Annotated in this window: 4 protein-coding genes; all 4 read left to right on the forward strand. The window is 64.8% G+C overall.

What is annotated here, in order from left to right; all coding sequences use genetic code 11:
* Positions 1–22 precede the first annotated feature (22 nt).
* Positions 23–1195 (forward strand): MFS transporter, encoded by a 1173-nt coding sequence (locus PPUTUW4_RS07905; RefSeq protein ID WP_015094142.1) that lies wholly within the window; start codon positions 23–25, stop codon positions 1193–1195.
* Positions 1196–1381: 186 nt separating this feature from the next.
* On the forward strand, positions 1382–2116 hold the full coding sequence (locus PPUTUW4_RS07910; RefSeq protein ID WP_015094143.1) for an alpha/beta fold hydrolase: 735 nt from the start codon (positions 1382–1384) through the stop codon (positions 2114–2116).
* Positions 2117–2359: 243 nt separating this feature from the next.
* Positions 2360–11593, forward strand: coding sequence for a non-ribosomal peptide synthetase (locus PPUTUW4_RS07915; RefSeq protein WP_015094144.1), 9234 nt, complete (start codon positions 2360–2362; stop codon positions 11591–11593).
* Positions 11594–11645: 52 nt separating this feature from the next.
* Positions 11646–12704: a TauD/TfdA family dioxygenase gene (locus tag PPUTUW4_RS07920; protein WP_015094145.1), complete on the forward strand. Its 1059-nt coding sequence runs from the start codon at positions 11646–11648 to the stop codon at positions 12702–12704.
* Positions 12705–12706: the final 2 nt, after the last annotated feature.

The following is a 12706-nucleotide window of genomic DNA, read 5'->3' on the forward strand; positions in this document are numbered from 1 at the left end:
GTCCCCTGATGAGACCTGACCCATGGCAAACCCCTATCGCGAGCTGTTCAAAGCCCCTGGCAGCGGCGCATTCGTGCTGGCCGGCATGCTCGCGCGCATGCCGATTTCCATGACCGGCATCGGCCTGATCACCATGCTCTCGCAGTTGCAGGGTGGCTACGGTCTGGCGGGCGCGGTGGCGGCGACGTTCGCCCTGGCCACGGCCTTTTGTGCGCCCCAGGTCTCGCGACTGGTGGATCGGTATGGCCAGGGGCGGATTCTGCCGGTGGCGGCGCTGCTCGGCGGCGGGGCGCTGTTGCTGTTGTTGCTGTGCACGCGGTTGCAGGCGCCGCACTGGACGCTGTTTGTCTTCGCCGCGCTGGCCGGTTGCATGCCGAGCATGTCGGCGATGGTGCGGGCCCGCTGGACCGAGGTGTATCGTGGCCGCCCCGAGTTGCAGACTGCCTACGCCCTGGAATCGGTACTGGATGAAGTCTGCTTCATCGTCGGGCCGCCGCTTTCCGTTGGCCTGTGTGTGGTGGCGTTTCCCGAGGCCGGGCCATTGGCGGCCTTGCTGGCGCTGGCCGTCGGCGTCACCGCGTTCGTGTTGCAGCGCAGCACGGAACCGCCGGTACATCCCCACGAAGATCACCATCAAGGCTCGATCATTCGCTCGCGCGACATTCAATTGCTGATGCTGTTGATGGTCGCCATGGGCACCATCGTCGGCGTGGTGGACGTAGTCAGCGTCGCCTTCGCCCAGCAGCAGGGTCAACCGGCGGCGGCGAGCATCGTGCTGTCGGTGTACGCCATCGGCTCGTGCCTGGCCGGGCTGGCCTTCGGCGCACTGCGTTCGAAAGTACCGCTGGCGCGCCTGTTCCTGTACGGCGGCGTGGCAACGGCGGTGACCACCTTGCCGTTGTTGCTGGCGGCGAACATTCTCGGCTTGTCGCTGGCGGTGTTTGTCGCGGGGCTGTTTTTTGCCCCGACGCTGATCGTCGCCATGGCCCTGGTGGAGCAGATCGTGCCACCGGCCAAACTCACCGAAGGCCTGACCTGGCTGGTCACCGGGCTGAGCATCGGCGTCGCGATCGGTGCCGCCGGCTCCGGCTGGCTGGTGGACGCCTTCGGCGCGCGCAGCGGGTTCTGGCTGGCGATTGCGGCGGGGGCGCTGGTGCTCGGCTCGGCGATCCCGAGCTATCGCCATTTGAAATGAAGATCTGACTGCGGGGCATTTCCTTGTGGGAGCGAGCTTGCTCGCGATGGTGCAGTATCAGTCGGTATCATTGGTGTCTGACACGCCCCCATCGCGAGCAAGCTCGCTCCCACAGGGTTACTCATATGGCTAATTCCCGGAACACCTCATCCGTTCTCCAAGTAGACAACCTTCGAGGAAAGCCCGGTGACCCCGCTGACATTGCTGTGCCTGCCCTATTCGGGCGCGAGTGCCATGGTCTATAGCCGCTGGCGGCGCAAACTGCCGGAATGGCTCAAGCTGCAACCGGTGGAATTGCCGGGGCGGGGCGCACGATATGGCGAGCCCCTGCACACCGACATGCGCCGCCTGGCGCTGCAACTGGCCCACGAACAGAAGGCCACGCTCAAGGCGCCGTATGCGTTGTTCGGCCACAGCATGGGGGCGTTGCTGGCCTGCGAGATGGCCCACGCGTTCCGCTCGCTGGGTTGCCCGGAACCGGTCGCGCTGTTCGCCTCGGGCACTGCCGCGCCGACCCTGCGCGCCGACTACGACCGCGGCTTTGCCCAGCCGAAAACCGATGCCGAACTGATCGAGCAATTGCGCACCCTCAACGGCACCAGTGAAGAGATCCTGGCCAATCAAGAGTTGATGAGCCTGACCCTGCCGGTGCTGCGCGCGGACTTCCTGTTGTGCGGGCGTTTCGCGCCGATCGAGCGCCCCTTGCTCAAGTGCCCGGTGCACGTGCTCGGCGGCAAGGCCGACCGCGCCACCACCGAGCAATTGATCGGCTGGAGCCAGGAAACCCGCGGCAGTTTCTCGGTGGACATGCTGGCCGGCGGGCACTTCTTCATCCATGAGCAGGAGGCCAAGGTGCTGCGGGTGATCAAGGACCAGCTTGAGGGGCATCATCGGCGGCATGGGTTGATGGCTGTGAGCTAACTCTATTCTGAATTCACCACAAAACCTGTGGGAGCGAGCCTGCTCGCGAAAGCGATGTGTCAGACACCATTGATGTCGACTGACACGCCGTCTTCGCGAGCAGGCTCGCTCCCACAGTGGTTTTCATTGCGCTGTTTTCCGCGCTTTACCTTTCGCCTGATCCGCTAATTTTTCCCGCCTGCATTCGTTTTACAGGGACGACGCGCCTTTGCGCCTGCTGCCTACTGATGCGGATGCCGATAGATGAATGCTGAAGACTCCTTGAAACTTGCTCGCCGGTTTATCGGGTTGCCCCTGGAAAAGCGCCAGATGTTCCTTGCGGCCTTGCACAAGGAGGGCGTGGACTTCGCCCGTTTCCCGATCCCGGCCGGCATCGAGGCCGAGGATCGCCAGGCGTTGTCGTACGCCCAGCAACGCATGTGGTTCCTCTGGCAGCTGGACCCACACAGTGGCGCCTACAACCTGCCGGGCGCGGTGCGGTTGACCGGGCACTTGAACCTGTTGGCGCTGGACCAGGCGTTCGCCAGTCTGGTGACGCGGCATGAAACCCTGCGCACAGTGTTCCAGCGTCAAGTCGACGACAGCTTGCAGCAAGTGCCGGCCACGGCGCCGCTGATGATCGAACAGGTGGATTTCAGCGCACTGCCCGCCGAGGAACGCGAGCGGGCCGTGGCGCACACCGCCGAGCAGCAATCGATGCTGCCGTTCGATCTGTCGACCGGTCCGCTGCTGCGGGTCACCTTGCTCAAGCTCGCAGAACTTGAGCACGTGCTGTTGCTGACCCTGCACCACATCGTGTCCGACGGCTGGTCGATGAACGTGCTGATCGACGAATTCATCCGCTGCTACGACGCCTTCGATGCGGGCACCCAACCGCAGCTGGCAGCGTTGCCGATCCAGTACAGCGACTATGCCCTGTGGCAGCGCCGCTGGCTGGAGGCGGGCGAGCAGGCGCGGCAACTGGCGTACTGGCAGGCACAACTGGGCGATGAACATCCGGTGCTGGAATTGCCCCTGGATCATTCGCGCCCGGCCATGCCGAGCTATCGCGGCACCCGCTTTGAATTCGCGGTCGAGGCGCAACTGGCCGAACAACTGCGCAGCACCGCGCAGAAGCACAACATCACCCTGTTCATGCTGTTGCTCGGCGCCTTCAACGCGTTGCTGCATCGCTACACCGGGCAAACCGACATCCGCGTCGGCGTGCCCATCGCCAACCGCAACCGTGGGGAAATCGAAGGCCTGATCGGCTTCTTCGTCAACACCCAGGTGTTGCGTACCCAGCTGGACGGCCAGACCCGGGTCGATGACCTGCTGCGCGCCGTCAAGGAAACCGCTCTCGGCGCCCAGGCCCATCAGGACCTGCCGTTCGAACGCCTGGTCGAAGCGTTGAAACTGGAACGCAGCCTCAGTCACACGCCGTTGTTCCAGGTGATGTACAACCACCAGCCGCACGTGGCCGACATGGCGTCGGTCAGCACCGCCTCCGGTCTGGTGCTGGGCAGCCTCGACTGGCAAAGCCGCACCACCCAGTTCGACCTCACCCTCGACACCTGGGAGAAGGGCGGCAAGCTGCACGCCGCGCTGACCTATGCCAACGACCTGTTCGAAGCCGACACCATCGCACGCATGGCCCGGCACTGGACGCGTCTGTTGCAGGCGTTAGTCGACGACTCGACGCAAAAAATCGGTGAGTTGCCGATGCTGAGCGCTGATGAGCAACAGGTGCTGGTGCAGGACTGGAACCGCACCGCCGAGGTCTATCCCGTCGAGCAGTGCATGCATCAGTTGATTCAGGCCCAGGCCCGACGCACGCCCGAGGCAACGGCGCTGGTGTTTGGCGAGCGCCAGTTGAGCTACGCGCAACTCGATGCCCGCACCAATCGCCTGGCCAACTATCTGCGCGAGCAGGGCGTTGGCCCGGATGTACTGGTGGGGGTCTGCGTCGAGCGTTCGCTGGACATGGTCATTGGCCTGTTGGCCATTCACAAGGCCGGTGGTGCCTACGTACCGCTGGACCCGGAGTACCCGGCTGAACGTCTGGCCTACATGATCGACGACAGCGCGATTGGCGTGCTGCTCACGCAAGGCACCCTGCTCGGCGCGCTGCCCACCGACGGCGTCAAGGTCATCGCCCTGGACCAGCCGCAAGACTGGCTCGATGGCTACAGCGACGCCTGCCCGCAGGTCGAGGTGCATCCGCTGAACCTGGCCTATGTGATCTACACCTCCGGTTCCACCGGTAAGCCCAAAGGCGCCGGCAACAGTCATGCGGCGCTGGTCAACCGCTTGTGCTGGATGCAGCAGGCTTACGGGTTGGATGGCAGCGATTCGGTATTGCAGAAAACCCCGTTCAGTTTCGACGTGTCGGTCTGGGAGTTCTTCTGGCCGCTGATGACCGGCGCGCGTCTGGTGGTGGCGCCGCCGGGCGCACATCGGGAACCGGCGCAGTTGATCCGCCTCATCGCTGACCACCGCATCAGCACGCTGCACTTTGTGCCGTCGATGCTCCAGGCGTTCATCCACGAGCCGGGTGTCGAGGCCTGCACCGGCCTCAAACGCATTGCTTGCAGTGGTGAAGCCTTGCCGCTGGATGCGCAATTGCAGGTGTTCAAAAAGCTGCCGGGCGCCGGGTTGTACAACCTTTACGGCCCGACCGAGGCGGCCATCGACGTGACCCACTGGACCTGCGTCGACGAAGGTGCCGACAGCGTGCCCATCGGCCGGCCCATCGCCAACCTGCGCACCCATGTGCTGGATGCGCAATTGCTTCCGGTTCCGGCCGGCGTGGCGGGGGAGCTGTACCTCGGCGGCGCCGGGCTGGCGCGCAGTTATCACCGGCGGCCGGCGCTCACCGCCGAGCGCTTCGTGCCGTGTCCGTTCCACGACGGTGCGCGCTTGTACCGCACCGGTGACCGCGTGCGGCAGCGCGCCGATGGCGTGATCGAATACCTCGGGCGCCTCGACCATCAAGTCAAATTGCGCGGCCTGCGCATCGAACTGGGGGAGATCGAAACCCGCCTGATGCAGCATGAGCTGGTGCGCGAGGCCGTGGTGCTGGTGCAGGGCGGCAAGCATCTGGTGGCATACCTGGTGCTGGAAAACGCCGACGCCGATGCGCAGTGGCCACAAACCCTCAAGGCCTGGCTGCTCGGCAGCCTGCCGGAATACATGGTGCCCACCTACCTGATGCCGCTGGACGCCTTGCCGGTGACCGCCAACGGCAAGCTCGACCGCAAGGCCTTGCCGCCACCGGACGCCGCGCCGCAACAGGCGTTCGTCGCACCGCAGGATGCCATGCAGACCACGCTGGCGCAGATCTGGCAGGACGTATTGGGCACGCAACCGGTGGGCCTTGAAGACAATTTCTTCGAACTCGGCGGCGACTCGATCATTTCCATCCAGGTGGTCAGCCGCGCCCGCCAGGCCGGCATTCGCCTCAGCCCGCGAAATCTGTTCCAGTACCAGACCGTGCGCAGCCTGGCTTTGGTCGCGACGTTCGATAGCCGCAGCAGCATCGATCAAGGCCCGGTCAGCGGCGAGGTGATCCTGACCCCGGCGCAGCATTACTTCTTCGAACAGGCCATTGCCCAACGTCAGCACTGGAACCAGTCGCTGCTGCTGACGCCCCGGGAAGCGCTGGATCCGCAAGCGTTGGAGCGGGCCTTGGTGGCCGTCATCCATCATCATGACGCCTTGCGCCTGCGTTTCATCGACGGTGCCCAAGGCTGGCAGCAACACCATGGGCCGCAGGTCGAATCCGCTGGATTGTGGCTGCGTCAGGCGTCTTCGGCCGAAGCCCTGACCGCGCTGTGCGATGAAGCGCAACGCAGCCTCGATCTGGCCAACGGGCCGCTGCTGCGGGCCTTGCTGGTCAACCTCGACGATGGCAGCCAGCGCCTGCTGCTGGTGGTTCATCACCTGGCGGTGGACGGCGTGTCGTGGCGGGTGTTGCTCGAAGACTTGCAGCAGGCTTACCGGCAAGTGGCGCTGCCCGAGAAAACCAGCGCCTATCAAGCCTGGGCCGCGCACCTGCAACAGCATGCCGGCACCTTGTCTGGGCAAATGCCGTACTGGCAGGCGCAACTGGCCGATGCCCGGGACCTGCCGTGTGAGCATCCGCAGGGCAGCTTGCAGCAGCGCCACGGGCACAAGATCGAATCGACACTGGATGCCGAACTGACCCGCCAATTGTTGCAACAGGCACCGGCGGCCTATCGCACCCAGGTCAATGACCTGTTGCTCACGGCGTTGGCGCGGGTCATCTGCCGCTGGAGCGGGCAGGGCTCGACGCTGATCCAGCTTGAAGGCCACGGCCGCGAGGACCAGGGCGACGATCTCGACCTGAGCCGCACCGTCGGCTGGTTCACCAGCCTGTTTCCCGTGCGCCTGCAACCCGAGGCCGGGGCGGCGAATTCGATCAAGTCGATCAAGGAACAACTGCGCGCGATTCCCGGCAAAGGCCTGGGTTATGGGCTGCTGCGCTATCTCGGCGAGCCGGCGCAGCGCCAGGTTCTGCAAGACCTGCCGGCGCCACGCATCACCTTCAACTACCTGGGGCAGTTCGACCGTCAGTTCGATGAGACTGCGCTGTTCGTCCCGGCCGTGGAAAGCGCTGGTCAGGCCCAGGGCGATGATGCACCGCTGGCCAACTGGCTGACCGTGGAAGGCCAGGTGTATGGCGGGCAGCTCTCGCTGCAATGGGGTTTCAGCCGCGACATGTTCACCGAGTCCACGGTGCAGCAACTGGCCGATGCCTACACCGAAGAACTCAAGGCACTGATCGAACATTGCTGCGCGACAACGCCAGGCCAGGTCACGCCGTCGGACTTCCCGCTGGCGCGCATCACCCGGGCACAACTCGATGCCTTGCCTGTCCCGGCGCCGGCCATTGAGGACGTTTACCCACTGACGCCGATGCAACAGGGCATGCTGTTCCACACCTTGTACGAGCCCCAGGCCGAGGCCTACATCAATCAGTTGCGCCTGGACATCCAGGGGCTGGAGCTGGCGGCATTCGGCCGGGCCTGGCAGGCGGCGATCAACCGACACGACATTCTGCGCAGCAGCTTCCACTGGCTGGGGCTTGAGTGCGCGCATCAGGTGATTCATCGCCAGATCGACCTGCAACTGCAAGTGATCGAGGCGGACGATGTCGACCTCGATGCACTGGCCGCCGAAGAGCGCAGTCGCGGCTTCGAACTCGGCGCCGCGCCGTTGTTCCGCCTGGTGCTGGTGCGCCGAACCCCTGAAGACTGGCACCTGATCTACACCAGCCATCACATCCTCATGGATGGCTGGAGCAACGCGCAGTTGCTCGGCGAAGTGATCCAGCACTATGCCGGGCAGACGCTGGCCAGGCCGTTGGGGCAATACCGCGATTATCTGGGCTGGATTCAACAGCAGCCGCTGCTGGCCGCCGAACAGTTCTGGAAGCAAGCGCTGGCGCCACTGGAAACGCCGACGCTGCTGGCGCAAGCCTTGCCGACACCGGTCGAAGGACGCGGCATGGGCGAACATCAATTGACCCTTGAGAGCGCCGCACTACAGCGCCTGGGCGATTTCGCCCGCCAACAGAAAATCACCCTCAACACCTTGCTGCAAGGCGCCTGGGGCCTGCTGTTGCAGCGCTACACCGGCCAGTCCTGCGTGGCGTTCGGCGCCACCATGGCCGGACGCTCCGCGCCGCTGCCGGGTATCGAACAGCAACTGGGGCTGTTCATCAACACCTTGCCGATCATTGCCGCGCCGCCGGCAGGGCAGTCGGTGGCCCAGTGGCTCAACCACCTGCAAGCGCTGAACCTGAGCCTGCGCGAGTTCGAGCACGTGCCGCTGTACGACATTCAGGGCTGGGCCGGGCAACAGGGGGCGCTGTTCGACAGCCTGCTGGTGTTCGAGAATTTCCCGGTGGCCGAAGCCCTCAAGCAAGGGGCGCCGGCGGGCCTGACCTTCGGCGCGCTGCGCAATCACGAAATCACCAGCTACCCGCTGACCCTCGGCATCGAAGTCGGCGCCACCCTGCGTCTGGATTTCAGTTTCGACCGCAGCCGGTTCAGCGCAGCGCAGATCAGCCAGTTGGGCGCCAGCCTGTTGCAGGTGCTGGAGCAGTTCGTCGCTCAGCCACAACAGGCACTGGGCGCGGTCAGCTTGCTGGATCCCACGGCCCAAGCAAAAGTGTTGGCGTATTCCCGTCCGCCTGCGCCGCAAATCGACAGCCCGTTGCTGGCCCACCAGCGTTTCGAACAACAGGCGGCACGCACGCCCGATGCACTGGCGGTGATGGTCGGCGACGAGTGCCTGACCTACGCCCAGCTCAATGCGCAAGCCAACCAGCTTGCCCATCGCCTGCGCGCCCAGGGTGTGGCACCGGGGCAGCGGGTCGGCCTGTCGGTGCGGCGCAATGCGCAGATGATCGTCAGCCTGATGGCCATCCTCAAGTCCGGCGCCGGTTATGTGCCGCTCGATCCGGACTACCCGGCCGAGCGCCTGGCCTACATGATCGAAGACAGCGGCATGGATCTGCTGTTGGCGCAACCGGGCTTGCTCGCCGATGTAGCGCTGCCGCAAGGTTTGCCGCGCCTGGCGCTGGAGGCGAGCGTTGACGGTTACTCCACCGAAAACCCGGACAACCTCGCCAGCGCCGAAGACCTCGCCTACCTGATCTACACCTCCGGCTCCACCGGACGCCCGAAAGGTGTGTGCCTGGCCCACGCCGCGCTGCGCGAGTTTTGCGTGATCGCGGCGGACTATTCACAACTCACAGCGCAAGACCGTGTGCTGCAATTCGCCACTTTCAGCTTCGACGGCTTTGTCGAGCAGTGCTACCCGCCGCTGTGCGTGGGCGCGGCGCTGGTGATGCGCGGCGATGAGTTGTGGGACACCGACAGGCTTTATCGGCAGATCATCGCGCGCGGCGTGACCCTGGCCGACCTGCCGGCCGCCTACTGGTTCTTGCTGGCCCAAGAGTGGGCTGCGCAACCGCAGCGTGAGAAAGGGCGCTTGCGTCAGGTCCACGTCGGTGGCGAGGCCATGTCGCTGGAAGGCCTGAAGTTGTGGCATGCCGCCGGTCTGGGCGATGTGCGCCTGCTCAATACCTATGGACCGACCGAAGCCACGGTCGTTTCCAGTACCCACGAATGCACCCTGGCCGATACCCGCAACCCCCTTGGCGTGCCGATTGGTCGCGCGCTGCCGGGGCGTGCGTTGTATGTGCTGGACAGCGAAGGCCACCTGCTGCCGACCGGTTGCGTCGGCGAGTTGTGCATCGGCGGTGACGCCGGCCTCGCCCAGCGTTATCACCAGCGTCCGGGTTTGAGCGCCGAGCGTTTCATTGCCGATCCGTTTTCCGCCACGCCGGGGGCACGGCTGTACCGCAGCGGCGACCTGGCGCGCTATCGCGAGGACGGCGCACTGGAATACCTGGGGCGTATCGACCATCAGGTGAAAATCCGCGGATTTCGCGTCGAACTGGGTGAGCTGGAGGCGCACCTGCAAGGCCTGCCGATGATCAGCGAAGCCGCAGTGCTGGTGCACGAAGGCGTCGGTGGCAAGCAGTTGATCGGTTATGTGGTGCCAGCCTCGGGTGAACAGCTGGACGCCGATGCGCAGCAACTCACCGACACCGTGCGCCGCGCCTTGGGCGAGCGCCTGCCGGACTACATGCTGCCGACGCAACTGGTGCTGCTGGCCGCGTTGCCGCTCAACCGCAACGGCAAACTCGACCGCGCCGCGTTGCCGGCCCCGCCAGTCTGGGAGGCGGCAACCGGTAGCGCACCGCAGGGGGCACTGGAAATCCAGCTGGCGCAGATCTGGCAGCAGGTGTTGCAGGTCAGTCGCGTCGACCGCGAGAACAGCTTCTTCGAATTGGGCGGGCACTCGTTGCTGGCGACGCAAATCGTCTCGCAGATCCGCCAGCGCATGGGCCTGTCGGTGAGCCTGCGCAGCCTGTTCGAACACCCGCGCCTTGAGGATTTCGCCGCTCAGGTGCAGACCCTGCAACACCGCTGTGAACGCCCGGCGCTGGTGGCGGACACCTCTGGCGAACGCCAGCCGCTGTCCTTTGCCCAGCAGCGCCTGTGGTTCCTGTGGAACCTGGAACCGGACAGCTCGATGTACAACATGCCGGGTGCCTTGCGCCTGCGCGGCGAGCTGAACCTCGACGCCCTGCGCCAGACCTTCGAAAGCCTGGTGCAGCGCCACGCGGTGTTGCGCACCACCTTCTACGAAGAAGACGGCCAGACCTGGCAGCGGGTACACCGGCAATTGCCATTGAGCTTCGAGGCCGGCGACCTGCGGCATCTGCCGGCGCCGGACGTCGAGGCGCAACAGCTGGCCCGCGAGGAAGTCGCAAGGCCATTCGACCTGCGCCACGGCCCGTTGCTGCGGGTGCGGGTGCTGCGGGTCGCGGATGACCAGCATGTGTTGTTGCTGACGGTGCATCACATCGTCGCCGATGACTGGTCGTTCCGCGTGCTGATCAATGAATTCGTCACGCTGTATTCAACCCTCAACCGTGGCCAGACCCCGCAATTGCCGGCGCACAGCGTGCAGTACGCCGACTTCGCCAAATGGCAGCGCCAGTGGCTAGAGCAGGGCGGCGAGTTGCAACGCCAGCTCGACTACTGGCAGCAGCGCCTTGCCGAGCCGCAAGCCGTGCTGGAGCTGCCCGCCGATGGCGACCGGCGCACGGCGCAAGAAGGTGCCAGCGCGCATTTCACCTTCAGTGCCGAACTCAGCCAGCAGTTGCGCGACTTTGCCCAGCAGCGCGACCTGTCGCTGTTCATGCTGCTGCTGGCCGGTTTCACCTTGGTGTTGCGCCAGCGTACCGAGGTCGCTCGGGTACGCATCGGCACCGATATCGCCAACCGAAATCAAGCCGAGCTTGAAGAAATGGTCGGCTTCTTCGTTAACCAACTAGTACTGCAAGTGGAAGTCGATGCCGGGCAGCCGGCAGCGCAATTGCTGGAGGCCTGTCGCCGGGCGGTGCTGGAGGCTTCGGACCATCAGGACCTGCCGTTCGAGCGCTTGGTGGAAGCCTTGCGCTTGCCGCGCCGGGCCGGCCGTTCGCCGCTGTTCGACATCAAGCTGATTTACCAGGAAGGCGTCGCTCGCTTGCCCTCGATGGATGGGTTGCACGTGGAGGATTTCCCCTCCGGGCGTCAGGCCGCCGAGATCGGCATGGTCGCTGCGTTCTACAACGACGCGCAGCACATCCACCTGAGCTTCGAGACACCGGCCGGCCAGTACCTGCCGAGCACGCTGGAATGTCTGTTCGAACAGATCCGGGCGGTGCTCCAGGCGTTGGTAGGCGCTGAGCCGTTGCAGGTCGGTGAGTTGCTGAACCTGGCCAGCGATGTCCAGCGCCGTGCCGATGCGCGCTTGAACGAGCAACGCAAGGCCCTGCTCGGCGGTGCCATGGCGATCAAGCGCCGCTCGGCGAACCGGGGCGCGCCGACAGCGCCAACCGCAGCGGACTGATTCAGGCGGCGGCGCCCTTTAGCGCCGCCGTCAACATTTTCTGGAGGGGTTTATGACCGTTTCAACGACCAAGTCCATTCCCAAGATGGGTCGTGGTGCCCGCAAAAGCCTGTCCACCGATCCGACGCGGCTGGTGAGTTTTGCGCCGATGTTCGAAGGCCACAGCATGCCGCTGGTGTGCCGTCCGGCCGTGTCCGGCGTGAACCTGGTGGAATGGGCGAGCCAGAATCGCGCGCTGATCGAAAGCAAGCTGCTGGAACACGCGGTGATCCTGTTCCGTGGCTTCCAGGTGGCCGATATCGGCGAGTTCAACCGCTGCGTCGATGCGATATCCGGCGGCGCGCTGGAGTACCTGTTCCGCGCCTCGCCACGCACCCAGATCACCGGTCAGTTCAAGATCTACAGCTCCACCGATTACCCGGCGCCGGAGAAAATCTTCCCGCACAACGAACACTCGTATTCGCCGGTGTTCCCGCGTCACCTGTATTTCTACTGCGACACCCCGTCGGCCACTGGCGGCGAAACACCCTTCGGCAATACCCGCCGGATCCTCGCGCGGATCGACCCGGCGGTGCGCGAAGAATTTGCCCGTAAACGCATCATGTACGTGCGCAACTACGGCGACGGCATGGGCCTGCCGTGGCAGACCGTGTTCCAGAGCGAGGACCGCGCAGAGGTCGAAGCCTACTGCGCCAAAATCGGTATCCAGGCCGAGTGGAAGTCCGGCAACCGCCTGCGCACCCGGCAGAACGGCCCGGCCATCGTGCGCCATCCGCTGACCGGTGAGCGCATCTGGTTCAACCACGGCACCTTCTTCAACGCGCTGACCCTGCCGGACAGCATCCGCGACAACCTGCTGCGTGAATTCGGCCCCCAAGACCTGCCGCAGAACACCTTCTTCGGCGACGGCTCATCGATTCCCGACGACGTGATTCGCCACCTGCAAGGCATCTACCGCGAGGTGATGGTCGAGTTCGCCTGGGAGAAGGGCGACGTGGTCCTGCTCGACAACATCCTCAGCGTGCATGCGCGCAACGAATTCACTGGCTTCAGAAAAATCCTCACGGCCATGGCCATCGCGCAGAAAAGCGCCGACCTGGATCAGGAATAAGG

It is taken from the genome of Pseudomonas sp. UW4 (assembly GCF_000316175.1).
GTDB lineage: Bacteria > Pseudomonadota > Gammaproteobacteria > Pseudomonadales > Pseudomonadaceae > Aquipseudomonas > Aquipseudomonas laurylsulfatiphila.

Coding starts and splice junctions, on each gene's coding strand:
- PPUTUW4_RS07905 (WP_015094142.1), top strand. CDS start 23: ATGGCAAACCCCTATCGCGAGCTGTTCAAAGCCCCTGGCAGCGGCGCA.
- PPUTUW4_RS07915 (WP_015094144.1), top strand. CDS start 2,360: ATGAATGCTGAAGACTCCTTGAAACTTGCTCGCCGGTTTATCGGGTTG.
- PPUTUW4_RS07920 (WP_015094145.1), top strand. CDS start 11,646: ATGACCGTTTCAACGACCAAGTCCATTCCCAAGATGGGTCGTGGTGCC.